This is a genomic window from Halomonas sp. LS-001 (assembly GCF_052983955.1).
Genome location: NZ_CM129816.1, coordinates 2,666,025 through 2,689,750, shown reverse-complemented (window position 1 = coordinate 2,689,750; position 23,726 = coordinate 2,666,025). Strand labels below are relative to the sequence as shown.

Below are 23,726 nucleotides of genomic sequence, written 5' to 3'. Positions count from 1 at the left end.
CAGGCAAAGTTTGCTATCGTCGCCCAAGCTGCCTCCTGCAGCGAATGAACAACAAAGCTGAGAGATAGACATTGGATAATAGAAAGGCGTCTGCGATGACCCAACCCCCTGCTTCTCCCGCCCAGGCATCGGCTCATAGCGTGCCAGCTACCATGGCGGCCATGGTGCTGACAGGCCATGGCGATATCGACAGACTGGAATATCGTAACGATGTTGCCGTACCTCAGCCCAAGTCGGGAGAAGTGCTGGTGCAGGTCACCGCCACGGCCAAGAATAATACCGATCGCAAAGCCCGCGAGGGATTGTACCCGACCAAGGATAAAGGTGATGTCACTTCGTTTGCCATGGGGGGCGTGCCTACCTTTACCTTTCCGCGTATTCAGGGCGCGGATATTGCCGGGCGTATCGCAGCAGTAGGAGAGGGCGTAGACGCCAGTCGTATCGGCCAGCGCGGCCTGCTGGATTTCAATATCTACGCCGATGCCCGCCGGGATATCAACCTGACGCCGGACTATTACGGCCACGGCGCTGATGGGGGCTATGCCGAATACGTGGCTTTGCCAGCCGATCAGTTTCATCACATTCCTAACCCGGAACTGGCGGACGCAGAACTGGCCTCCATGGGGATGTGCTCTTACCAGACGGGGTATCACATGATGACCTCGGCCAGCATCTGCCGTGGCGAGCGGGTGCTGGTGACCGGTGCCAGTGGCGGAGTGGGTACGGCGCTGATTCAGCTGTGCCGTATCGTCGGCGCGATTCCTTACGCGGTTAGTCAGCCGGACAAAGCCGATGCACTGCTGTCGATGGGCGCAGAAGCGGTGATTGATCGCGGCGATCTGCCGACCTTTGTCGAGCGCGTGCTGGAACAGACCGGCGGCGCCCCGATTGATGCCGTGATGGACCTGGTGGGTGGCGAGATGACGAACCTGTTCATCGACACCATGATTCACGATATGAACGCCCGGAAAAGCTACCCACGCCTGTCGATTGCCGGTGCCAGCGGCGGCAACGTGAGTGAAATGATGTGGACGCGCATCTACCTGTATCAGGTGCAGATCTTCGGGGTTTCCCACGGAACCCGTGAAGAGGCCGAGCAATTGATGGCATGGATTCGCAGTGGCGAACTCAAGCCGGTACTGCATGCGGCATTCAAGCTATCAGAACTGCATGATGCCGAGCGCTATTTCGTCAACCGGGGAAGTAACTACCTGGGCAAGATTGTCATCGTTCCCGACAGTCAGTGGGACACCCACGGCGCACCCTTTAGCCTGGGGTCAGATCAAGCCAGCACAGAGGCCAGCCAATGAAAAACCGTCACACGCTTCAACTGATGGACACCCATGCCGGTGGTGATGTCAGCCGTATTGTGACCGGCGGTATTGATACCCTGCCGGGAAAAACGGTACGTGAGCAGATGGAATACCTGCGCGACGATGCGGATGGCCTGCGTGAGCTGCTGCTGTTCGAGCCCTACGGTATCCCGGAAATGTCGGTGGATCTGATCGTTCCTGCTTCCCACCCGGAAGCCGCCGCAGGCTATATCATCATGGAGGTCATGGGCTACCCGATCTATTCCGGTTCCAACACCCTGTGTACCGCCACTGCCGTACTTGAAGCGGGGATTGTCGAGAAATGTGAAGGCGTTCAGCATTTCAAACTCGAAGCCCCGGCGGGGCTGGTAAATGTCGAAGCCACGGTCAAAGACGGCGTGGTGGAATCGGTCACCTGTGAAGGGCTGCCCAGCTACATTGACACCTATCGTGCCACCATCAATGTGCCTGATATCGGCGAGGTAACCTATTCCGTGGCCTACAGCGGCGGGTTTTACGCACTGGTGGATGCCGAAGAGCTCGGCTTCAGACTCGTGCTGGAAGAAGAGCGGGCGCTGGCGGAATGTGCCTACAGGATTGTCGAGGCGATTAAAGCTGAACGTGGCTTCTCCCACTATACTCTGGGCGATGTAGGGCCACTGCCGTTTCTGCATTTCATGGGGCCGGAAGAGCGCATCGCAGATGGCTTCATTCGCTCGCGTTCCACGACCTACGTACACCCGGGGGTGATCTGCCGCAGCACCACCGGCACGGGCACCTCAGCACGTCTGGCATTGATGAACTACGAAGGGCGATTGAAGCTCGGTGATAAGCTGGAAACTGTCTCGCTGCGTGAAACCGGCTTTATCGGCACCTTCACCGGCACGCATCAGGCGGGAGAATTCGAAGTGGTAGAAAATACCACCACCGGCCGCAGCTATGTCCTCGCCAACTCGGAAATCGTCATCAACTGCGACGACCCGATGGTCAAATGCGGCAAGTTGCACCATATCCTCAGCGACCGGTAGCGTTTACGCTTTTAGCCACGGATAAACACGGATTTTCACGGATATAAACCCCCTGGTTTTTATTTATGGTTTTGGGTTTTGGTCTTATCCGTGTGCATCCGTGGCGGTTTTACCTCACTCCTCACAAGCCCGCAGGGCGTTCACTCCTCAATATTTCTTCGTAGTATCCGGTTAATACCCGCCATGCTCTGCAAGTTGCTAACCTCATTGATGTGGAGCTGTTTAAAAGCCATAACAATGACAATGACACGACAAGGAGCACAACTATGAGCAAACGCATTTTGATGATTACCGGCGATTTCACCGAAGATTACGAAACCATGGTGCCGTTTCAGGCCTTGATGGCAGTGGGGCACCATGTCGATGCCGTCTGCCCTGACAAAAAGGCGGGCGACACCGTGGCTACCGCCATTCACGATTTTGAAGGCGACCAGACCTATACCGAAAAGCCGGGTCATCGCTTTGCACTAACCGCTGACTTTGCCGCGGTTGACCCGGCAAGCTACGATGCCCTGGTGATACCCGGCGGGAGAGCCCCTGAGTATTTGCGCCTTAACGGTGCTGTACTGGCGATGGTGCGACACTTTTTCGACGCGGATAAGCCGGTTGCGGCTGTCTGTCACGGTGCGCAGCTGCTCGCTGCCGCCAAAGTGCTGGAAGGTAGAAAATGTTCCGCCTATCCGGCCTGTCAGCCGGAAGTCGAGCTTGCCGGTGGGCACTTCGCAGACCTTGAGGTAACGGATGCCGTCACCGATGGCAATCTGGTCACCGCCCCCGCCTGGCCCGCACACCCTGCCTGGCTTTCGCAATTCATGGCGTTGCTGAACCGTTAAATGCGGGTGATGAATACGAGTTGCTGTTCTATGCTGGGATGTACACTGTTTGCATTAATAGAGCGAAAAGCCTCGTATTCATCAATAAAATGGCTGTGTAGAAACAGCTATGCAGTAATGGGTATGTGGTGAGGGTATCTGGAGAGAGGGCTTTGAAAAGTATGTGCAAGCTGTTTATCAACGCTGACCCAGCGTTATGGCAAAGCCAGACGCACTCGCTACGTATTGATGGCATGGTGACCAGCGTGCGGATGGAAAATTACTTCTGGCAAGTGCTGGAAGAAATGGCGCATCGCGATGCGATGAACACCGCCCAGCTGATCACTCGGCTCTACCATGAATCGATTGATGCCGGTCATGATCTTGGTAACTTTACTTCCTTCTTGCGAGTGTGCGTGCTGCGTTACCAGGCGCTGCAGGTCAGTGGCGATATTCCTGTGAATTCGCGCGTCCCGGTTGGCTCGCTGGATGCCAAGGGCATTCTTGAGCGGGAACAGACAAGATCCCATCGCGCAGTGCACTAGACTTGACCTGGGTGGTGTTTAGCCACGGATGCACACGGATGAAACCCTTTTGGGTTTTGGTTTTTATTTGCCATTTTGATTTTGACCTTATCCGTATTTATCTGTGTGCATCCGTGGCAGGGTTTCTCCCTTCACACATACCCCTGTGCTTCCAGGCGTTCCCATACCGGGGCTTTGTCGGCCTCGGTCATCTGGCTCCAGCAGGCAATCTCATCCAGGCTACGCCCGCAGCCCTCACACAGCTGGTTGACCGAATCAATACGGCAGATCTGTACGCAGGGAGACAGCGGCCGCTTTTTGGCAGTAGGGTCAGTCATTGTTCAGGTAATCCCTTTGAATAAGTCAGAAATAGTGTCAGCAGCTCGACAGGGTAATCGGTAAATTGCCCATTGGCACCCCTGCAATCTCTGCTTATTCATCACTTCAGTGTCAGGTTTTATATTGACTCCTTGGTTTTCAAGGAACGAAGGTGGAATGTTCACGCTTTCTGAAGGCCTTTTCCGGCTCTGGCTCCTACTATTTACATGCCGGTTCAGGCACGTCAGAAAGGCTTTTGACGGAAGGCCTTTTATTCGTTGAAAGATATTAAAAATCGTCAATGGTAGGAACGTGAGGCAACAGGTACGGTCACACCCAACGACACGCTGCGCATTCGCTATACTGAAGTAGCAATGCAAGCAGGATTTTCACTCAAGATGCTTTCAAAAAGACGGATCCAGATACGCACTCAAATACTGTGTTAACGAATGTTGATAGTTTGTGTTAACTGCTTGTATGAACCGCTTTTGTTAACAGTTTTTGTGGTAATACTTTTTCAGAGAGTATCTGTATAACTTTGAAGGCATCTGTAGAAAATATCTGTATAAAAAAGCACAGGAGGCTTTACTCATGGCATTTACCGCGACCGACCCTATCAAGATTATTTTCGCTATTCTGCTCCCCCCGCTGGGCACTTTTCTGGAAGTTGGCTTCAAAGGGCATTTCTGGCTGAATATCGTGCTCACGCTGTTTGGCTTCATTCCCGGTATCATTCATGCGCTGTATGTCATTATCAAGCACTGACGTTTAAAGCTGAACAGGTTTAAAGCTAAACAGGTAGCAAAGTCGCCTTGGCGACTTGACCCAGTATCGGGAGGGCCGGTCTCTATTCCATGATGTGCGTAGCGATTAAGTAAGCGCTAAGAATATTAAGGATGTACAACCTTTGTCAACGTAGAGACCGGCCAGCGAATGGCCTACAATGGCATTTTGGCACCTCTCCTGCAGGGGGCCGGATGTTTCTTTCATCACTGCGCGCATGGACTGGGCAAGGGAATACGCCCGTTTGAATCCCAGGGCGGTAGCGTGCCTACAGCTTGGATACCGTAATGTCATTTCTCTCTATTTTTTCACGAACCGGGTTTTCAAGAACTGGGTTTTCACGAGCCGGGTTTCTGAGACCTAGCCTGCTGGTCATTGGTGCTGTCTTGTTAACTGGCTGTGCCACGCATTATCCACATGGCGACGCCGCTTCAGCGGGTTACGTACTCAACCAGGATTCTGCCCGGCCGATACAGGACACCAATCTGAACGGTTTTCTTGAGCAAGCACCGGCAGGAAGCGTGATCAACCTGGCGCAAAGCCCATGGGGAGCTGGCGTGGATATCTCGGCAGGTCAGATTTACCTGGCCGCCAGTGGTCGGCAGTGCCGCCGTTTGCAGGTGATGGGCGGCCAGCAGCCCCAGCGGGAAGCCCTGGTGTGTCGGGCGGCGAATGGCTGGGTCGACCAGCGCGTCATTACTGAATCAACCTCACGAACGCTATAAGGATGCCCAAGATGAAGGAACACGCAAACGCGGTTCGTGCCCACCTCGCCAAGCTGGCATTAACGGCTTCCATCAGTTGTATGACGGTTCTGAGTGCACCGGTCTGGGCGCAGCAGATCACTCAGCCTGACAGCATTTTGCCGGAAGACAGTGGCCAGTCTCAGCAGGTGGCAGATAATCCGCGTGCCGACTGGCGCAGCGGCACCTATGGGCCAGTGCCGCAAAGCGAGCGTGAAGCCATGATTGATGGTCTGCCGCCGTTTGGTGCCAACCTGTTTACCGGTGGTTTTCGTGGAGCCATGGGCGACGGTCTGAATCCTGGCTACCAGGTTAAACCGGGAGACCAGGTAACGGTACGCGCCTGGGGTGCCATTGAGCTGGATCGTGCTTTGCCCGTTGATGCGCAAGGCAATATCTTCCTGCCGGGGATCGGCCCGATCAACATCGAAGGGCAGAGTAGCCAGCAGGTGGATAACGCCGTGCGCAGTGCCATCACCTCGGTCTATCCAGACAACGTCGAAGTGTATACCAACCTGCAGGGTGTGCAGCCTGTGGCTGTCTTTGTTACCGGTTATGTGGAAAACCCCGGCCGGTACGCCGGTACGCCCAACGATTCCCTGCTGTATTTCCTCGATCAGGCAGGGGGGATTGACCAGGACCTGGGTAGCTACCGTCAGATTTACATCAAGCGCAACGACCGCGTAATTGCTAACGTTGACCTTTACGACTTCCTGATATCCGGTGATATTGCCCGCCCACAGTTCCGGGATGGCGACACTATTGTCGTGGAAGAGCGCGGTCCTGCCATTGCCGTCACTGGTGATGTGCATCGTGAGCACCGTTATGAACTGCTGAACAACCAGCTCAGCGGCAACGAAATACTCAATCTGGCACGCACTCAGAGCGGTGTCTCGCATGTGCTGTTGCGCGGAAGTCGTAACAGTGGCCCGATGGCAGAATATTATCCGCTGGATGTCTTTGCCCAGCAGACTGTACGCAGCGGCGATGAGGTCATGTTCAGCGCTGACAGGCGTAATGAAACCATTGTGGTGGAAGTTGAAGGCAGTTATTACGGGCCGTCCCGCTATGCACTGCCTCGTGATGCCCGCTTGAATGAGTTGCTGGATGCCATTGCCGTGCCGGAAAGCATGACAGCAGTACGTAGCATTTCATTACAGCGTGAAAGCGTCAGAAAACAGCAGGAACAATCGCTGGAAGATAGCCTGCGTCGTCTGGAAACGACTTACCTCAGCGCGCCATCCAGCACCAACGAAGAAGCCCAGGTGCGCATTCAGGAAGCCGAGCTGATCCAGGACTTCGTTAACCGTGCCCGTGAGCTTGAACCGAGTGGTCGTCTGGTGGTTGCCAGCAATAACGGTATTGCTGATATTCGTCTACAGGACGGCGACGTAATCACCATCCCTGAAGTCAGCGATTCCGTACTGATCAGTGGTGAAGTGGTGGTGCCTCAAGCGGCGGTTTATCAACCGGGAATGAACGTGATGGATTACATCATGAGTGCCGGTGGCTTCACCAACCGCGCCGATGACGATCATATCCTGCTGGTACGCCAGAACGGCGCCGTGATTGATGCGCGCACCTCGAGCCTTCGCCCAGGTGATGAAGTGCTCGTGATGCCCGCCGCACCCACGCATAACCTGCAGCTGGCCTCCACGCTGACGCAGATCCTCTTCCAGATCGCCGTCGCCACCCGCGTCGCGGTTGATCTGTAATTGTTTGCCACGGTTTTGGGCCACGGATGAACACGGATAACCACGGATAAGGTCAACAACGGAAAACCAAAAATATTTAAAAAAAGTTTTGGGGTTTATCCGTGGTTATCCGTGTTCATCCGTGGCTAGCGTTTTATTTACCCGTGGCTAATAACTAAATCAACTTTCCTCACTAAAAGTACCTTTATGGCTGATGTAAGAGCGTCCCGCACGCCTTGGCAGGTCACACGTAGTGTGTGGTACGCCATGTTCATGCGTGAAGCTATCTCGCGCACCATGGCTGACCGTATGGGCTGGTTCTGGATGATTTTTGAACCCGTCGCCATGGTTGCCATCATGGTGTTTATCCGCAGCTTTATTCGCGGTGGGCGGCTGATTGTCAACGCTGAATTCATTCCCTGGTTGATTATGGGGCTGATGGGTTTTTTCCTGGTTCGCGACGGAATGCTTCAGGGCATGGGGGCTATTAATAGCAATAGTGCCCTGTTTGCTTACCGTCAGGTGCGCCCGGTGGACCCGGTACTGGTGCGCAACTTTCTTGAAGGCATGTTGCGCACCTTTGTCTTTCTGCTGTTTATTGCTGGCGGCTTGATGCTGGGGCTGGATATGTCCCCGGATAATGCAATCCGCGCCATGGGGGGCTGGCTGTCACTATGGTCACTGGGGTTAGGGTTGGGGCTAGTTACTTCTGTCCTGGCTACGATGGTGCCGGAAGTCGGTCGAATCATCCGCATGCTATCACTGCCACTGTTGATACTTTCCGGGGTTATCCTGCCTCTGAACCAACTGCCGCATTGGCTGCTGGAATATCTGATGCTCAACCCCATTCCCCACGGTCTGGAAACCCTGCGTCTCGGGTTCTTCGAAAAATACCAGGTCGTGACCGGCACCAGTATGCTGTATTTCTGGCTATTTACATTATCTACAATCGCGTTAGGGCTGCTGTTTCACCTGCGCTTTGCTGAACGGTTAAAGGCAAAATAATCGATGCAACGTTTTCTTCGTCATAATCCTCATTGGCTTGTCGCGTTTATTGCAATCGCGGTTGTTACTTTCTACTGGTTTATCTGGGCGCAGGAACGCTATGTTTCCAACGCCACCGTCGTGCTGGAAAGCCCTCAGGTTGCCGCACCGGAAATCAGTTTTGCTTCCCTGATGGGCGGCAGCGGAGGCAATACCGCTGACCTGTTACTGTTGCGTGAGCACTTACTCTCAGTCGATATGCTCAAGCATCTGGATGAAAAGCTGGACTTGCGTGCCCACTACAGTGAGCACGGCGACATCCTGGCGACCCTGCGTATGCCCGATGGCCCCATTGAAGACCTGCACAAATATTATCTTCGACGCATAGAAGTAGAGCTGGATGAATACGCAGGCGTTCTGAATATTCGTGTGCAAGCGTACACGCCGGAATTTGCCCACCAGTTGGCAACCGAGCTGTTGCAGGCGGGTGAAAACCATATGAACGAAATGGGCCACCGCCTGGCGGAAGAGCAGGTCACCTTCCTGGAACGCCAGATGGTGCGCCTGGAAGAGCGCTTTGAAGAAACCCGCACCCAGCTGCTGGAATTCCAGAATGAGTACGGTCTGGTGTCTCCTACCACAACAGTTGAAAACATTAATCAGGTAGTAGCAACGCTGGAAGGTGACCTTGCCCGGCTGCAGGCACAGCGCAACGCCATGGCGAGCTACCAAAGTGCCCAGTCCTCTGACTTACGCCGGGTAGAGCGAGAACTGGCCGCCCTGCGAGACCAGATTATCGAGCAGCGTGACCGTCTGGCCCAGACCACTGGAGATTCGCTCAACCGCGTTTCTGCTGAATATGAAATGCTCGAGCTGCGCGCCCAGTTCGCCCAGGAAACCTACTCAAGCGCCTTGGCTGCACTGGAAAACACCCGCCTGGAAGCGGCTCGACAGCTCAAACAGGTCAGCGTATTGCAAAGCCCACTAATGCCGGAATACCCGACCGAACCGGACCGCCTCTATAACAGCGCGGTATTTGCCATTATCACCCTGTTCCTCTCGCTGATAGTCAGCATGATGATCATGATCATCAAAGACCACCGGGATTAATGAAACGTCAAATGCGAATGCCACCTCTATGCGCCTGAATGAGACTGACATTCATACCATTAAACGTGTGGTCACTGATGTATTCGGTGATCAGGCGTCAGTAACGCTGTTCGGCTCTCGGCTGGATGATAACGCCAGGGGCGGCGATATCGACCTGATGGTCAGCGTTGATCTACCTATTGAAGAACCGGCCTGGTGCATCGCCAGGGCTCAGGCAAAAATGATAATGGCGTTAGGAGACCGTAAGATTGATATTGTGCTGAATGCCCCGAATCTTACAAAAACCAGCATTCATAAGGTGGCCGGTACCCAGGGAATTGTCTTATGACGCTATCGCCCAACATACAGAGTCGGCTTGAGTTTCTGCTGCGTGTCATCAACAAGGAAATCCGCCATCTGCAGTATGCTGATCAACAGGTCTTTGGTAATGGGCTGCTGCTTGCCGATATTGAAAACCTTGAGCAAAAGCCTGATCTAGCGTTAAAGCTAGAAGCATTTGCTAGCCGCTTTTGCCGCTTACAGGACACATTAGGCGATAAGTTGCTTCCTGCGCTGCTGCGTGCGCTAGGCGAACCGGATAAAGCACTACTCATTAACCTTGATAAGGCCGAAAAATTTGGCTGGTTGAACTCTACAGAAAAGTGGATCGAGTTACGCCAACTCAGAAATCAGATGATTCATGAGTACATTGAAGAAGCCTATGTTCTGCATAACGCGCTAACCAAAGCGCACCAGAATATCACTACGTTGACGCACTTTGCCGAACGCCTGGAGACAGAAGTAAACGCACTGCTGAATCATGATGAGTGGTGAACTACAACCCCCAGCCCCGTCATTCCCGAATGGGGTAATCGGGAATCCATTTTGATCTTGGGTTTCGTCCGTGTTTTCCGTGAGGGTCCGTGGCTAATATCGGGTATTCCTTGCCAAACTGTGGCAGGCCATCAGTTGTTTTAAGAGCCCAACCAGGTAAGCCAGAGGGAACGGCTATGAATTCAAAAAAGGATAAAACAAGTCATGACCAGAACTTTAAAAACCTGATTCTGGATTATCCACTGGAAGCTCTAGCTTTCTTCGCCGCAGAAGAAGCAAGCGGTATAAACGCTGCCGAAACACGAATTACCCCTATTCGTCAGGAACAGCTTAAAGAGCGCTTAGGCGACCGGTTTCATGAGCTGGATGTGCCCTTGCTGGTGGAATGGCCCGATGGCCAACGAGAAGCTTTACTGTTTGTACTTGAGGAAGAAACCAACCCGGCACGCTTCTCGATTCATCGCCTGGCGCATTACACCCTGCATCTTAGCGAGCTCTTCAACACCCAGCGTGTTGTTCCTGTTGTGATATTCCTGCATGGGCGTGAAGGCTTACCTCAACAGTTGCAAATTAAAAGTGAACGGCATTGCTACTTACAGTTTAACTACCTAAAAACCGAACTGAGCCAATTGCCTGCTGCTGAATACATGCAAAGCGATAATCTCGTGGCGCGCCTCAATTTGCCTAATATGCAATGGCCTGAGTCTGAAAAAATAGAGGTTTATGCCAGTGCGATACATGGCTTGTTGACCTTGGAACCTGAGCTGGAAAAGCAACTTAAGTACATCGATTTTGTCGATATTTATGGCAGTCTCACGGAAGATGAGCGTCATGACTACCAGAAGCGCTATCCGCAGGAGGAAAGCAAAATGGCTGGTTTAGCAGAAAGACTCCGTAGTGAAGGCATGCAACAGGGCATGCAACAGGGTATGCAGCAGGGTATGCAGCAGGAAGCTCAGAATATGTTACGTAAGCTTATCAATTTGAAGTTTGGAGAGCTTCCCGTGTGGGCAGATGAAAAACTTCAAAGCGCCAGCACTGCTCAGCTGGAGAACTGGATGGAGAAGCTCCTGACAGCGAATAGCTTAGAAGTGCTGTTGGCCAATAAATGAAGAGTGAGGAAAAATTGAGGTGACGTGCTCCGCGAAGTCACCCTACAAAACCGAAAACACACCTTGAAGCAATGTATCGGAAAAAATACCGTGAAGTAACAATCGTTTAATCACGGTATTTCTTAGCCACGGACACTCACGGAAAACACGGAAAAAAACCTTTTTGATAAAGTAATTTTTTCTTTTTCTTTTGACCTTATCCGTGCCTGTCCGTGTTCATCCGTGGCCAAATTATTTTCTCCGCTTTCATCCGTGGCCAAAAGCCCAATATCTTCTGCGTAGCAACCCATGATCGAAGTCAAAAATCTCTACAAGCGTTACCACAACCACCACGGCAGTGACTGGGTGTTGAAAGACATCAACCTGACCTTTCCGAAAAATGTGAGTGTGGGGCTGATTGGTGCCAATGGCGCAGGCAAATCCACACTCCTGAAGTTGATAGCCGGGATGGATACCCCGGAACGGGGAGAAGTCATTCGCCATAGCCGGGTTTCCTGGCCGGTGGGGCTTTCCGGTGGCATGCAAAGCAATATGACCGGCCGTCAGAACGTCAAGTTCGTGGCGCGGGCTCAGGGTAGCGGGCCGGATGATGTCAAACGCGTGATCCAGTTTGTGGAAGACTTTGCGGAAATCGGCGACGCCTTTGACGAGCCAATTCGTACTTACTCATCGGGTATGCGCTCGCGTATTTCGTTTGGCCTTTCGCTGGCATTCAACTTTGATGTGTATATCTCTGATGAAGCCACCGCAGTGGGAGATCGCGCCTTCAAAGCCAAGGCAAAAGAGCTGTTTGAATCCAAGGTTGGCCAGGCTTCCATCATTATGGTGTCGCACTCAGATGGTATTTTGCGCGATCTCTGCCAGGCGGGTGTGTATTTGAAACAAGGGCGGGCAACATGGTTTGACGACGTCAATGAAGCCATTGATGCTTATAACGCCGATGTTGATGGCAAGAAAAAAACGCCGGTAGCGACGAGTGCAACTGCCAAGAAAACAGCGAAGAAAAAGCTGCCTGATAGTATTGAAGAAAGCGAAAAGTTGCTTGGAAAGCGAAAAAACAGGCTAAACGAGGTTAAAACGACCCTTGCGGAGTTAGAGGCAAAAGGAGGGGCGGATAACGTACGCAAGTTACTGGAAGAAGATTTGAAAAAGCGTCGCAGGGCCGTTAAAGCAGTAAAAAATCATATTGAAGTACTGCGCTCAGGAAAAGATCAGACATCATGAACACGCGTACTTTCCTTATTACCGGCGGTGCCGGTTTTATCGGTTCAGCCGTTGTGCGTGAGCTGGTTAACCATACCGCGCATACCGTTATCAATATCGACAAGCTTACTTACGCTGGTAATCTGGAATCTCTCGCCAGCATCGAATCCAGTCAACGCTATACCTTTGTTCAGGCGGATATCTGTGATGCCTCGGCCATGCAGGAACTATTCGAACAGCACCAGCCGGATGTGGTGATGCATTTGGCAGCCGAGAGCCACGTTGACCGTTCCATCGATGGCCCCGCTGAGTTTATTCAAACTAATGTGGTAGGCACTGCCGTGCTATTGGAAGTTGCACGCGCCTACTGGAAAGCCCTTCAGCAACAAGATGCTGCCAAGGCAGAAGCCTTTCGCTTTCATCACATCAGCACAGATGAAGTTTACGGCGATCTGGCAGAGGGTAAGGGGTTAGAAGTGAGGAGTGAGGAGTTAGCCCTCTCACCCCTCACCAGCCCGCAGGGCGCTCACGCCTCACAAGCAAGCGAAGCGCAGCGCTCACTATTTACTGAAGAAACGCCTTACGCGCCAAGCTCACCGTACTCGGCAAGCAAGGCCTGCTCTGACCATTTGGTGCGCGCCTGGCAGCGCACCTATGGTCTACCTACGCTGGTGACCAACTGCTCAAACAACTATGGGCCGTATCACTTCCCCGAAAAGCTCATTCCGCTGATGATTCTCAACGCCCTGGCGGGCAAGCCACTGCCGGTATACGGCAATGGCCAGCAGGTTCGAGACTGGCTCTACGTGGAAGACCATGCTCGCGCCCTTATCAAGGTAGCGACTGAAGGCAAAATCGGCGAGACCTATAATATTGGCGGGCATAACGAGCAGACTAACCTGCATGTTGTTGAAACTATCTGCGAGATATTGGACGAGCTGGTGTTAGGTGAGAAGTTAGATGTGAGGAGTGAGGAGTTAGGAGTGAGGAGTACCCCCGCACCCCTCTCAAGCCCGAAGGGCGCTCACGCCTCACAAGCGCAGCGCTCACATAAAGACCTGATCACCTTCGTCACCGACCGCCCAGGTCATGACGTGCGCTATGCCATTGACGCCAGCAAAATCGAACGCGAGCTTGGCTGGGTGCCGGAAGAAACCTTCGAAACCGGCCTGCGTAAAACAGTTGAATGGTATCTGAACAATAAGCAGTGGTGGCAACGCGTTCAAGACGGCAGCTACCAAGGCCAGCGACTGGGTAGTTTGTGAGTCTTGCACGGTTAAAAACGAATTAGCCACGGATGAACACGAAAAAACCGTTAAGGCCACGGATGAACACGGATATTCACGGATAAACCCCAACACCTTTTTTAAGAAACAATATTTTTATTTTTTATTTTTTATTTTGCGCTTTTGACCTTATCCGTAGTTATCCGTGTTCATCCGTGGCTTAGATAACGTGGCAAAAAAAGGATGCAGTATGCTCAAGGAAGAAGAGCTAACGTACAGAATCAGGGGTGCTATTTTTGAAGTCAGTAACCAGCTAGGTTCGGGGTTTTTGGAAAGCGTGTACCAAAAAGCGTTAGCTATCGAGCTATTAGCTCTTGGTCTACAAGTTGAAATTGAAAAACCTGTCAATATTTATTACAAGCAAAAAATAGTAGGTCAGCATCGTCTGGATATTCTTATTGAAGGCAAAATAATTTTGGAGCTAAAAGCGCAAGCCCAGGTTCCGGCATCGGCAGAAGCACAGCTCATCAACTACCTGCATGCTACTGGTTTGCCGATAGGGTTGCTTGTCAACTTTACTTACCCGAAAGTGTTTATAAAAAGAATCGTTATCTAAATTTTAGCCATGTCAGAACTGGCCACGGATGAACACGAATGAACACGGATAAACCCCAAACCCTTTTTTTTTAAAATATTTTTTGGTTTTTCGCTTTTGACCTTATCCGTGGTTATCCGTGTTCATCCGTGGCCTCAATGGTTTTACTATGAATATTCTCATCACCGGCGGTAACGGCCAGGTTGGCTTTGAGCTTCAGCGCCAGTTTGCCCTCTTCGGCAATATCCTCGCGCCAAGCCGCGCCGAGCTGGATCTAAGTAATACCAAGGCCGTAGAGTCTTATCTGGCTGAGCATCAGCCCGGCTTGATCCTCAACGCCGCTGCCTATACCGGCGTTGATAAAGCCGAAAATGAGCCAGAACTGGCCAGGCGCCTGAACGCTGGTTTGCCTGCCCAGCTAGCGGAATATGCGGCAGTAAATCAGGCCAGGTTAGTGCACTACTCCTCGGATTACGTCTACCCCGGCGATGGTAAAACGCCCAGGCAGGAAGATAGCCCTACAGGCCCGCTAAGCGTTTATGGCCAAACCAAACTGGAAGGCGATGAGGCGGTGGTAGCGAGCGGCTGTGAATACCTGATTTTTCGCACCAGCTGGGTGTACGCAGCACGCGGCAACAACTTCATGAAAACCATGCTTCGCCTCGGCCGTGAGCGAGATACGCTTAACATCGTCAACGACCAGATCGGCGCGCCCACGCCCGCCCGGCTGATCGCTCAAGTCACCATGCTGGCAACATCGCCACACAACTCACTATTCACCACTCACTATTCACCACTCACTATTCACATCCCGTCAGGTATTTACCACCTGGCCCCACGGGGTGAAACCAGCTGGCACGGCTTTGCTACTGAAATTTTCAAGCAAGCCCGAGAGCAGGGTGAAACGCTGGCGATAACCCCGGAAAACACCAGCAGTATTTCCACCGCGGAATACCCCACACCCGCCAAGCGCCCGCTGAACTCACGCATGGCGATTAGCAAGCTGGAAAACACCCTGGGAATTACACTACCCACCTGGCAAAGCCAGCTGGCGTTAACACTGAAAGAATACTTGGATAGTTAAAGTTAAATAAGTTTGAGCCACGGATGAACACGGATGCACACAGATAAACCCCAACACCTTTTTTTAATAACAATATTTTTTGTTTTTTGCTTTTGACCTTATCCGTGGTTATCTGTGTTCATCCGTGGCCAGAAACTGGTTTACACATTCGTGGCTAAACGTCATCACATAGAGATGAGTATGAGCAACACCCCAAACCGTAAAGGCATTATTCTCGCGGGTGGCTCGGGTACGCGGCTGCATCCTATCACCCGAGGTGTCTCCAAACAGCTGCTACCGATCTACGACAAACCGATGATCTACTACCCGATCTCGGTGCTGATGCTGGCAGGTATCCAGGAAATACTGGTGATCTCAACGCCGCAGGATTTACCCCAATACCGTAGCCTGTTAGGGGACGGCAGCGATTTTGGGGTCCGTTTTGAATATGCCGAACAGCCAAGCCCGGATGGTCTGGCGCAAGCCTTTATCATCGGAGAAGATTTCATCGGCGATAGCCCGGTTTGTCTGGTGCTGGGAGACAACATCTTTCACGGCCAGCATTTTTCGGATCAGTTGAAGCGGGCATGTGGCCAGCAGCAAGGCGCAACCGTGTTTGGCTACACCGTAAAAGACCCAACCCGCTTCGGCGTGGTGGAATTCGATGAAAACGGCACCGCTATCTCCATCGAAGAAAAGCCCACCATCCCCAAATCCCCCTACGCGGTAACGGGGCTGTACTTCTACGATAATGACGTAGTGGACATTGCCAAACAGGTCAGGCCTTCAGGCCGGGGCGAGCTGGAAATTACTAGCGTGAACAATGCCTATCTGGCACGCGGCGACCTCCGCGTAGAGCGTTTTGGGCGAGGTTTTGCCTGGCTGGACACCGGCACCCATGACAGCCTGTTGGAAGCCAGCCAATACGTGCAGACCATCGAACATCGCCAAGGGCTGAAAATCGCCTGCCTGGAAGAAATTGCCTGGCGGGAAGGGTGGATAGACAATGCAAAACTGCAACAGCTGGCAGAGCCTTTGTGCAAAACCCAATACGGTGAATATCTAAAACGGCTACTCACGCAAACGAATGAATTCTCAAAAAATTAAAAGTAGCATAATGTTTCAAATGGTCAGTAAAGGAGCCATCCCTACATGCCACGGGTAATCTATCTGGGCTTGCAAGCCTTCGCGAACGAGCCGCAAGAATTATTGCCGACGGCGGAACCCCCGCTGGCATTGGCGACGCTGTCATCCGCTGAAAATGAAACGCCGTTGAGCCATGATGGCCCCTTGTTGCTGCAACAATTGACCCAGGATGACCAACGCCTCCTGAATGGCTGGTTGAAGCAGGATAAAAAGCGCGAACTGACCATTGCCTGGCCGCAGCCACAAGGTTGGCTGGCCGCTCGTCTGAGGCAGAGCGCAGACCCACAGGCAGCACTGGAGGAATGGCAGCAGCAGAGCAAAGAACTACTCCGGCTTTTCCGTGCCGCCCGCCGCCAGGTAAGGCTGGTAGGCTATGCCCCCGGTAACCCGCTGGAAACCCTGACTTCACCGGCTGCCGGTGAGCCGTTGCCGCCGGTGTATCAACTGGCAGCGGCTCAACTGTTGGCTCAGCAAGCAGCGGTTCAGGAGGTGCATGATTATCTTCTGGCCAGCAGCCAGGAAAGCCATGACGAACCGCTGGAAAGTCATGCGCTGGTAGCAGCGGTGCTGAAAAACCACGACCAACAGCATCAGGCTGAAAAAGAAAATCATCAATATCGGGAGCAGCTCCAACACGCCAATACAGAACGTGACCGCCAGCAGCAGGAGCTTTCCCGCCTGAAGGGTGAGCTTCAGCGTGCGCATGATGACCAGGCGCACTACCTGGAACAGCTGCAAAAAGGGCAGAGTCAACTGGAAGAACGTAATAGCGAGAAACAGACGCTGACTCGGCAGATAGAAGAAGTGGCTGCTTCTGCTGATGAAAATGGCCGACTACTCAAGCAGGCCAATGCTAAACTAGCTCAGCGACAAGGTGAGTTAACAAACCTGAAAGAAGAAAACTCGCTTTTACTTGCACAGTTACACAATGCTCAAGAAGCTTTGGGAACGCAAGTTAATGAGCTAAAAGATTTACGACGGAATAGAGAAAAACAACGAAAAGAAATTCAACAGAACAAACAAAAATTATTGAAAAATACAGAGGAAAATTCATTTCTGTTAACCCAGCTGAATGGTGTTCGGAAAGAGTTGGAGAAGTGCATCTATGAACAGCAGCAGCAAGAAAAAGAACAGCAAAAAGAGGCCGAAAAAAGTCATCAGCAACGATTAGAGTTTGAAGAAGAAAATACTTTGCTATTACAGCAACTGAATGCCATTCAAGAGGCTTATGAAAAACTGACTTATGAAAAGAAAGAGCTAGATAAAACGCAAGAAAAAGCGAAAGAAAAAGCCTTAGAATTGCAAGCTGATCGAGACAAGCTGAAAACTGAGCGAGATAAACTGCAAGCAACAAATTTAGAAAGCAAGAAAAAACTAAATAGCGAATTAAGGAAGCTGGACCAACGGGTAGCCGAGTTACACAAAGCGCAGGAGCAGTTGGAAAAAAGTAGCCTCGATCAAGCCTACCTACGCCAGCAGCTGGAAAAGCGCCAGAAAGAGTTGAACATGTTACGTGCGAATAGCCAGCAGCATATTCACCATCTGGAACGCCTGGTGCAATGGCTGCGCGTTCATGCCCAGCGCCACGCCGCCGCCGCTTACCGTGAAATTCGCAGTTACAAAAAAACGCTACCCAAGCAGGCCGCCATGCTTGAAGCCAGCCGGTTCTTTGATGCCGACTGGTACCGCGAGCAATACCCGGATGTTGCCCAGGCGGGGCTCAAACCAGCCGAGCACTTCATCAAGTTCGGCGCGATTGATGGCCGCGACCCTGGCCCGCTGTTCAGCACTGATTTTTACCTCACCTTCTATGAGGATGTGGCAGCATCCGGGCAGCATCCCTTGCTGCACTATTTACGCCATGGTGTGACGGAACAGCGCGAAACCCGACCGGAGCAACGCCATCTGCCTGCCCCCCAAACGTCAGCCGAAGAGGGTAAATAATGCGCCAGAACGCCGCACTGCTTGTCCACATTGGCCCCCTGCGTGAAGAAAGTGAAATACTGCTTGAAAAAGCCAGCCAGGCAGCGCTGCTAGCGCCGCTTACTGCACTCACACCGGCGCGCCAGAAAACGCTGCAGGAAGCGCTGCCAGCCCTGCACCTGGCAGACCTGCCGGTAACGCCGCCCGGTGGCGAAGCGGTGTGCTATCTCTATGCGCTGCAGGATTTCAACAGCCTGGCGCCTGCCAGCGAGCTAGCCCAGCTTTACCCTGGCCTTGGCCAGGCGCGCCAGAAAACACTGGAAACCCAAACCCTGCCGCAGGCACTAGAGCAGGCTGAGTTAACCCAGGCAAGGATCACGCATCTGGTTATTGAACAACCTGAAATAGCACTGGGCCTGCTCCAGGCGTTCAATCATTCCGGCCTGCTGGAAGCGTTGACTCACTTATGGGTGCGAACCAGCCCGTTGCGCCTCTATGAAGACATGGCCACGGATGCAGAGTTGGCCGAGTGGTGCCAGCAGCATGGCTTTGAAAAGGTAGACGTGGAAGCCGACGACCCGGATTTCTATCTGCAAAGCTTCAAACGTAACCCGCTGTATAGCCAGCTCAAGTCATCACAAGCGGAGTTAAATACCGCACAAAGCGACCTTGAAGCTCGCAACGCCGAGCTTAAAAAACTGACACAAGCCCGCGACAAGTTGACTCAGCAGTTGGAAGCGGCTCAGCAGAAGTTGAAAGAGCAGCAAACGCAGGCAGAGCAGAACGTAGAAAAGCACCAGCAGCAGCTGAATGAAAAAGAGTCCCAGATAAACGAAAGCAACCTCGAAATAAAAAAACTGACACAATCACAGGATAAACTGACCCAACAGCTCAAGGCGGCTCAGCAACAATTGAAAGAGCAGCAATCGCAGGCAGAGCAGAACGCAGAAAAACTCCAGCAACAGCTGAAAGAGCTAAAGAAACAGCTAGCAAGCAGCCAGCAGCAGGCCAATGCCCATCAGCAGTCAGCGCAAGAGGCACAGGATGTCGCAGAGAAGGCAGAGCAACAGCTGAAAGAAAAGGCCGATCAGCTAACAAAACAGCAGTCTCAGGTTAAGCAGCTCAAAGAAGAAAACGCATCACTTAATGACAAGCTGGAAAAGAGCCAGCAGCAGGCCAATGCCCATCAGCAGTCAGCGCAAGAGGCACAGGATGTCGCAGAGAAGGCAGAGCAACAGCTGAACGAAAAGGCCGATCAGCTAACAAAACAGCAGTCTCAGGTTAAGCAGCTCAAAGAAGAAAACGCATCGCTCAATGACAAGCTGGAAAAGAGTCAGCAGAATGCCAATGCCCATCAGAAGTCAGCGCAAGAGGCACAGGATGTCGCAAAGAAGGCAGAGCAACAGCTGAACGAAAAGGCTGATCAGCTGACAAAACAGCAGTCCCAGGTTAAGCAGCTCAAAGAAGAAAACGCATCGCTCAATGACAAGCTGGAAAAGAGTCAGCAGAATGCCAATGCCCATCAGAAGTCAGCGCAAGAGGCACAGGATGTCGCAGAGAAGGCAGAGCAACAGCTGAACGAAAAGGCTGATCAGCTGACAAAACAGCAGTCTCAGGTTAAGCAGCTCAAAGAAGAAAACGCATCACTTAATGACAAGCTGGAAAAGAGCCAGCAGCAGGCCAATGCTGAAAAGGAAAAAGCGCAAAAAGCCGCCGACCAAGCTGAAAGAATAAAGCACGAAAAAGAGGAAATACAGTTAAAGCTTGAGCAGATAGAAAAGGAAAAAGATGAGCTTGAGCAAAAAGTCGCAGGCCAAGAAAATGAGCGAATAGAGTTTAAAGAACAGAATGATGCGCTTAAAAAGCACAATTATAAAATTCAGCAAAATATCGTAAGAGTTGAAGCGCAACTTCAGCTGATTAAAGAGTTTGTTTTAAATGAATAAACCCAGAAGAAATAAACGCAAGGTTCCTGCCCAGAGAACCAGGCAGTATGACAAAGCACAGGAAGAATCAGAAAGTACACTACCTGTGACTACAGAATGGTTACCCGTCGGAGATGATGCATGTAAGCTGGAAAATGCTAGAACCCAATGGCAGTTTGGTGACTGGCAGGCATTGATAAGCCTTACAAAAGAGAACATGCAATCAAGTGCAGATCGCGTTAACCTTGCGATATTGTGTGCATCTGCTCATCAGCAGCTCGGACAAATGCAACAAGCAAAAAAAATGATGCATCTTGCAAGGGATTGGGGAGCGAGCAAAAAGGAAGTTGCGAACATAATGATCAGTGGTGTTCACAACACGCTTGGACGTATTCATGCATTGACTGAAGATAGTGATGCAGCTTTTGAAAACTATCGTAAAGCGTTAATGCTTGATCATAATTCATTGCCGCCAGACTACTTGGTAAAAGCAAGAATTGCTAATGAGCTGGATAATCTGGAAAAAGACCTTACCCAAAAATTAATTTCGAAAAAATCTTTTGAATCGTCAAATTTACCCGTGTCTCATAAAGAGCATGCAGATCATTTGAACGTAAAAGAAGCACAGAACAATTGGGGAGCAGGCAACTGGCAGGCGCTGGTTAAACTGGATAATGCAACCCTACCTGATCAGCCTAGTCGAATTATGCTGGGAATTTTTGCCGCATGCGGGTATCAGCAACTGGGGAATGGTCAGGAAGAAAGAAGATGTGTAGAGATGGTGCAGCAGTGGGGAGCATCATCAGATCAGATTAAAAAATTTCTTCTGTCAGGTGTTTATAATCGCTTAGGGCGTGCAACGGCATTATTGGAAGAATATGAAAGCTCCTTTCATAATTTTAAACGTTCTTTAGTACACGTATCCCATTATATTGATGAGCCTGAAGAACACCTTGAGTCACGTGTGTGTTCTCAACTTGCTGATATTTCGGAGAAAACAGTAATGAGTGTGCTTGAATATTTGGATAGATAACACTCCTTTGGTTTGTTATACTCTAAATGTGTCATAAACGGCTTTTATATAGCCACTTAAGCAGGATGTAAAAAGATGGAACACCTTAAAAATAAGTCAGTGCTCGTAACCGGTTGTTGCGGAACAGTTGGCTCTGAATTAGTAAAACAGCTTTTGGAAAAGTTTGAAGTTGGCCACCTAATTGGTATTGATAATAGTGAATCTGAATTATTCTTTATTCAGCAAGAGTTTCAAGAATATCAAAATGCTAATTTCTTCCTGGCTGATATGCGTGATCGCTCCAAGCTAACACGCTTGTTTAAGGGCGTGGATGTTGTTTTTCACTCTGCAGCATTCAAGCATGTCGTATTGTGCGAGCGTTCTCCTTTTGACGCAGTGCAAACAAATATCCATGGCGTACAGAATGTTATTGAAGCTGCTTATGATGCAGATGTTGACCGTGTTATCTTCACCAGTTCTGACAAAGCGGTAAACCCTACAAATGTCATGGGAACAACCAAGCTTATGGGTGAGCGGTTGATTACAGCAGCTAACAACGCCCAGCGTGAACATAACACTATTTTTAGTTCTACTCGTTTTGGAAATGTGCTTGGCTCACGGGGGTCGGTCATTCCAATTTTTAAAGAGCAGATCAAAAAGGGCGGTCCTATCACTCTGACTGATGAGAAGATGACCCGCTTTATCATGAGTATTCATGAAGCAACACGCTTGGTTATTGACTCAAGTTTGATTGCACGAGGCGGTGAAGTATTTGTAACAAAAATGCCGGTTATTAATATTAAAGATCTTGCTGAATGCATGATTGAGGAATTAGCTCCGGTATATGGTCATCAACCAGAGGATATTAAAATAAAGATTATCGGCTCCAAGCCAGGTGAGAAACTTTACGAAGAGTTGATGAGCAGTGAAGAGACGCGCCGCACTTGTGAGCTGGAAGATTACTTTGCTGTCCTTCCTGCCTTGAGTAATATGTATAAAAATATCCAGTACGATTATCCGGGGAAGTTATCAGATAGTATTACCAATCCGTATAACTCTGAGCTGGAGCCAACGCTATCTAAAGAAGAGCTAACAGCTTTTTTACGTGAACATCAACTGCTGGATGAAGCAGTCTGATTTGATAGCTAAAGTTACTTTAAGTTATAATTTTTATTGATTGAACTAAAGTTAAAAAGGAAAGAAAATGTCTTCACATGTTTTGATTCTTGGTGGTGATGGTTACCTCGGTTGGCCGACGGCAATGTATTTTTCACAGCGTGGTTATGAGGTTACTGTCGTAGATAATTACCTACGTCGTCACGCATGTAATGAAATTGACGTTGGTATGCTGTACCCCGTACCTACACTTCAGGAACGAGCAAAAATCTGGTACGAGCATACAGGCAAAGAAATTAAAGTTGTGATCGGAGACCTAACCGATCCAGAAGTGATGCGTTCATTGTTTAATGGCAACTTCAAGTACGACTGGGCTATTAATCCGCAGTTTTCAGGTATTCCGGAAACCGTTGTCCATTATGCTGAACAGCCGTCTGCGCCTTATTCACTGATGGACTATAAGCGTGCTGATTTGACACTTACTAATAATCTTCGCGTCACTAATAACCTGGTGTTCGCAGTTCGCGATTATGCGCGCGATACTCACATCATCAAGCTTGGTACTATGGGTGAGTATGGTACGCCTAATATTGACATAGAAGAAGGTTGGCTGGAAATTGAACATAAGGGCCGTAAAGGCAAGTTCCTGTTCCCACGTCAGGCGGGCTCGCTTTACCACACCACTAAGGTAATGGACACCGACCTGATGTGGTTTGCTGTGCGCATGTGGGACTTGAAAGTTACAGACCTGATGCAAGGTCCGGTATACGGTAACGAAACCGAAGAATCAGCCATTGATGAGCGCTTGAATACTATCTTTAATTACGATGAGGTGTTCGGTACTGTTGTTAACCGCTTTGTTGTTCAGGCTATAGCCGGTTACCCCCTGACGGTTTACGGTCAAGGCGGGCAGACACGCGGTTATCTGAACATCAAGGACACGTTGCAGTGCGTTCACATGTCAACAGAAACTCCTGCCAGTAAAGGCGAGTTGCGCATTTTCAACCAGATTATGGAAACTTTCAGCGTAAGTGAACTGGCAGAACTTACCCAAAAAGTGGGTAACAAACTTGGCTATAATGTAGAAGTCAAGAGTATTGAAAATCCACGTAAAGAAGCAGAAGAACACTATTACAACCCCACATATCATGGATTGATTAATATCGGGGTAGAGCCACATTATCTAACTGACGATGTGATGGAACAAATGTTACGCGTTGCGGATCGTTACAAGGACAATATCCGTAACGATGTCATTTTCCGTGGGGTTAAGTGGTAACCTG

23 protein-coding genes are annotated in these 23,726 nt (G+C 50.7%); 22 read left to right on the top strand and 1 reads right to left on the bottom strand.

Translation table 11 applies throughout. The features are described 5' to 3' along the window. Positions 1-95: 95 nt before the first annotated feature. From ACU6TU_RS12175 to ACU6TU_RS12160, 4 genes are all read left to right on the top strand, one after another. A complete protein-coding gene (locus tag ACU6TU_RS12175) occupies positions 96-1,310 on the top strand; it encodes a zinc-binding dehydrogenase (protein ID WP_447141672.1) in 1,215 nt (404 codons plus the stop codon). Further along, positions 1,307-2,341, top strand: a complete 1,035-nt coding sequence (locus tag ACU6TU_RS12170; RefSeq protein ID WP_447141671.1) for a proline racemase family protein — start codon at positions 1,307-1,309, stop codon at positions 2,339-2,341. Before ACU6TU_RS12175 ends, ACU6TU_RS12170 begins: the two co-directional genes overlap by 4 nt. Before the next feature lie 266 nt (positions 2,342-2,607). Beyond that, a complete protein-coding gene (locus ACU6TU_RS12165) occupies positions 2,608-3,174 on the top strand; it encodes a DJ-1/PfpI family protein (RefSeq protein ID WP_447141670.1) in 567 nt (188 codons plus the stop codon). 161 nt (positions 3,175-3,335) lie between these two features. Beyond that, positions 3,336-3,698: a ribbon-helix-helix domain-containing protein gene (locus ACU6TU_RS12160; protein ID WP_447144244.1), complete on the top strand. Its 363-nt coding sequence runs from the start codon at positions 3,336-3,338 to the stop codon at positions 3,696-3,698. Between the two features lie 131 nt (positions 3,699-3,829). Here the strand turns inward: ACU6TU_RS12160 and ACU6TU_RS12155 are convergent, their stop codons facing one another. After that, complete coding sequence (locus ACU6TU_RS12155) at positions 3,830-4,015, bottom strand: DUF1289 domain-containing protein (protein WP_447141669.1); 186 nt, start codon at positions 4,013-4,015, stop codon at positions 3,830-3,832. A 571-nt stretch (positions 4,016-4,586) separates the two neighbouring features. Between ACU6TU_RS12155 and ACU6TU_RS12150 the strand changes: the two genes are divergently transcribed. From ACU6TU_RS12150 to ACU6TU_RS12065, 18 genes are all read left to right on the top strand, one after another. After that, complete coding sequence (locus ACU6TU_RS12150; RefSeq protein WP_100821258.1) at positions 4,587-4,760, top strand: YqaE/Pmp3 family membrane protein; 174 nt, start codon at positions 4,587-4,589, stop codon at positions 4,758-4,760. A 305-nt stretch (positions 4,761-5,065) separates the two neighbouring features. Next, complete coding sequence (locus ACU6TU_RS12145) at positions 5,066-5,503, top strand: DVU3141 family protein (RefSeq protein WP_447141668.1); 438 nt, start codon at positions 5,066-5,068, stop codon at positions 5,501-5,503. A gap of 80 nt (positions 5,504-5,583) precedes the next feature. Then, on the top strand, positions 5,584-7,236 hold the full coding sequence (locus ACU6TU_RS12140) for a polysaccharide biosynthesis/export family protein (RefSeq protein ID WP_447144243.1): 1,653 nt from the start codon (positions 5,584-5,586) through the stop codon (positions 7,234-7,236). Positions 7,237-7,422: 186 nt separating this feature from the next. Then, entirely contained in the window at positions 7,423-8,220 is a 798-nt protein-coding gene (locus tag ACU6TU_RS12135; protein ID WP_447141667.1) for an ABC transporter permease, read from the top strand. A gap of 3 nt (positions 8,221-8,223) precedes the next feature. Then, on the top strand, positions 8,224-9,309 hold the full coding sequence (locus ACU6TU_RS12130) for a chain-length determining protein (RefSeq protein ID WP_447141666.1): 1,086 nt from the start codon (positions 8,224-8,226) through the stop codon (positions 9,307-9,309). A 28-nt stretch (positions 9,310-9,337) separates the two neighbouring features. Further along, positions 9,338-9,637, top strand: a complete 300-nt coding sequence (locus ACU6TU_RS12125) for a nucleotidyltransferase domain-containing protein (RefSeq protein ID WP_447141665.1) — start codon at positions 9,338-9,340, stop codon at positions 9,635-9,637. After that, complete coding sequence (locus ACU6TU_RS12120; protein WP_447141664.1) at positions 9,634-10,122, top strand: hypothetical protein; 489 nt, start codon at positions 9,634-9,636, stop codon at positions 10,120-10,122. Before ACU6TU_RS12125 ends, ACU6TU_RS12120 begins: the two co-directional genes overlap by 4 nt. A 176-nt stretch (positions 10,123-10,298) precedes the next feature. Continuing rightward, a complete protein-coding gene (locus ACU6TU_RS12115; protein WP_447141663.1) occupies positions 10,299-11,234 on the top strand; it encodes a DUF4351 domain-containing protein in 936 nt (311 codons plus the stop codon). Positions 11,235-11,522: 288 nt separating this feature from the next. Beyond that, positions 11,523-12,458, top strand: coding sequence for an ABC transporter ATP-binding protein (locus ACU6TU_RS12110; protein WP_447141662.1), 936 nt, complete (start codon positions 11,523-11,525; stop codon positions 12,456-12,458). Further along, positions 12,455-13,702 carry a dTDP-glucose 4,6-dehydratase gene (locus ACU6TU_RS12105; protein ID WP_447141661.1) on the top strand — a complete coding sequence of 416 codons (1,248 nt, stop codon included), beginning with the start codon at positions 12,455-12,457 and terminating at the stop codon, positions 13,700-13,702. Before ACU6TU_RS12110 ends, ACU6TU_RS12105 begins: the two co-directional genes overlap by 4 nt. 211 nt (positions 13,703-13,913) lie before the next feature. Then, entirely contained in the window at positions 13,914-14,279 is a 366-nt protein-coding gene (locus tag ACU6TU_RS12100) for a GxxExxY protein (protein ID WP_447141660.1), read from the top strand. A gap of 148 nt (positions 14,280-14,427) precedes the next feature. Next, complete coding sequence (rfbD, locus tag ACU6TU_RS12095) at positions 14,428-15,342, top strand: dTDP-4-dehydrorhamnose reductase (RefSeq protein WP_447141659.1); 915 nt, start codon at positions 14,428-14,430, stop codon at positions 15,340-15,342. Between the two features lie 180 nt (positions 15,343-15,522). Next, positions 15,523-16,428: a glucose-1-phosphate thymidylyltransferase RfbA gene (gene rfbA / locus ACU6TU_RS12090; RefSeq protein ID WP_447141658.1), complete on the top strand. Its 906-nt coding sequence runs from the start codon at positions 15,523-15,525 to the stop codon at positions 16,426-16,428. 45 nt (positions 16,429-16,473) lie between these two features. Continuing rightward, on the top strand, positions 16,474-18,411 hold the full coding sequence (locus tag ACU6TU_RS12085) for a hypothetical protein (RefSeq protein WP_447141657.1): 1,938 nt from the start codon (positions 16,474-16,476) through the stop codon (positions 18,409-18,411). Beyond that, entirely contained in the window at positions 18,411-20,336 is a 1,926-nt protein-coding gene (locus tag ACU6TU_RS12080; protein ID WP_447141656.1) for a hypothetical protein, read from the top strand. Before ACU6TU_RS12085 ends, ACU6TU_RS12080 begins: the two co-directional genes overlap by 1 nt. Continuing rightward, positions 20,329-21,348, top strand: coding sequence for a tetratricopeptide repeat protein (locus ACU6TU_RS12075; RefSeq protein ID WP_447141655.1), 1,020 nt, complete (start codon positions 20,329-20,331; stop codon positions 21,346-21,348). Before ACU6TU_RS12080 ends, ACU6TU_RS12075 begins: the two co-directional genes overlap by 8 nt. Positions 21,349-21,423: 75 nt before the next feature. Beyond that, positions 21,424-22,464, top strand: coding sequence for an SDR family NAD(P)-dependent oxidoreductase (locus ACU6TU_RS12070; RefSeq protein WP_447141654.1), 1,041 nt, complete (start codon positions 21,424-21,426; stop codon positions 22,462-22,464). A 67-nt stretch (positions 22,465-22,531) separates the two neighbouring features. Then, positions 22,532-23,722, top strand: a complete 1,191-nt coding sequence (locus ACU6TU_RS12065; RefSeq protein ID WP_447141653.1) for an NAD-dependent epimerase/dehydratase family protein — start codon at positions 22,532-22,534, stop codon at positions 23,720-23,722. Positions 23,723-23,726: the final 4 nt, after the last annotated feature.

Coding starts and splice junctions, on each gene's coding strand:
- ACU6TU_RS12100 (WP_447141660.1), top strand. CDS start 13,914: ATGCTCAAGGAAGAAGAGCTAACGTACAGAATCAGGGGTGCTATTTTT.
- rfbA (WP_447141658.1), top strand. CDS start 15,523: ATGAGCAACACCCCAAACCGTAAAGGCATTATTCTCGCGGGTGGCTCG.
- ACU6TU_RS12165 (WP_447141670.1), top strand. CDS start 2,608: ATGAGCAAACGCATTTTGATGATTACCGGCGATTTCACCGAAGATTAC.
- ACU6TU_RS12175 (WP_447141672.1), top strand. CDS start 96: ATGACCCAACCCCCTGCTTCTCCCGCCCAGGCATCGGCTCATAGCGTG.
- ACU6TU_RS12070 (WP_447141654.1), top strand. CDS start 21,424: ATGGAACACCTTAAAAATAAGTCAGTGCTCGTAACCGGTTGTTGCGGA.
- rfbD (WP_447141659.1), top strand. CDS start 14,428: ATGAATATTCTCATCACCGGCGGTAACGGCCAGGTTGGCTTTGAGCTT.
- ACU6TU_RS12130 (WP_447141666.1), top strand. CDS start 8,224: ATGCAACGTTTTCTTCGTCATAATCCTCATTGGCTTGTCGCGTTTATT.
- ACU6TU_RS12160 (WP_447144244.1), top strand. CDS start 3,336: ATGTGCAAGCTGTTTATCAACGCTGACCCAGCGTTATGGCAAAGCCAG.
- ACU6TU_RS12105 (WP_447141661.1), top strand. CDS start 12,455: ATGAACACGCGTACTTTCCTTATTACCGGCGGTGCCGGTTTTATCGGT.
- ACU6TU_RS12145 (WP_447141668.1), top strand. CDS start 5,066: ATGTCATTTCTCTCTATTTTTTCACGAACCGGGTTTTCAAGAACTGGG.
- ACU6TU_RS12115 (WP_447141663.1), top strand. CDS start 10,299: ATGAATTCAAAAAAGGATAAAACAAGTCATGACCAGAACTTTAAAAAC.
- ACU6TU_RS12075 (WP_447141655.1), top strand. CDS start 20,329: ATGAATAAACCCAGAAGAAATAAACGCAAGGTTCCTGCCCAGAGAACC.
- ACU6TU_RS12155 (WP_447141669.1), bottom strand. CDS start 4,015: ATGACTGACCCTACTGCCAAAAAGCGGCCGCTGTCTCCCTGCGTACAG.
- ACU6TU_RS12150 (WP_100821258.1), top strand. CDS start 4,587: ATGGCATTTACCGCGACCGACCCTATCAAGATTATTTTCGCTATTCTG.
- ACU6TU_RS12125 (WP_447141665.1), top strand. CDS start 9,338: ATGCGCCTGAATGAGACTGACATTCATACCATTAAACGTGTGGTCACT.
- ACU6TU_RS12170 (WP_447141671.1), top strand. CDS start 1,307: ATGAAAAACCGTCACACGCTTCAACTGATGGACACCCATGCCGGTGGT.
- ACU6TU_RS12080 (WP_447141656.1), top strand. CDS start 18,411: ATGCGCCAGAACGCCGCACTGCTTGTCCACATTGGCCCCCTGCGTGAA.
- ACU6TU_RS12085 (WP_447141657.1), top strand. CDS start 16,474: ATGCCACGGGTAATCTATCTGGGCTTGCAAGCCTTCGCGAACGAGCCG.
- ACU6TU_RS12065 (WP_447141653.1), top strand. CDS start 22,532: ATGTCTTCACATGTTTTGATTCTTGGTGGTGATGGTTACCTCGGTTGG.
- ACU6TU_RS12140 (WP_447144243.1), top strand. CDS start 5,584: ATGACGGTTCTGAGTGCACCGGTCTGGGCGCAGCAGATCACTCAGCCT.
- ACU6TU_RS12110 (WP_447141662.1), top strand. CDS start 11,523: ATGATCGAAGTCAAAAATCTCTACAAGCGTTACCACAACCACCACGGC.
- ACU6TU_RS12120 (WP_447141664.1), top strand. CDS start 9,634: ATGACGCTATCGCCCAACATACAGAGTCGGCTTGAGTTTCTGCTGCGT.
- ACU6TU_RS12135 (WP_447141667.1), top strand. CDS start 7,423: ATGGCTGATGTAAGAGCGTCCCGCACGCCTTGGCAGGTCACACGTAGT.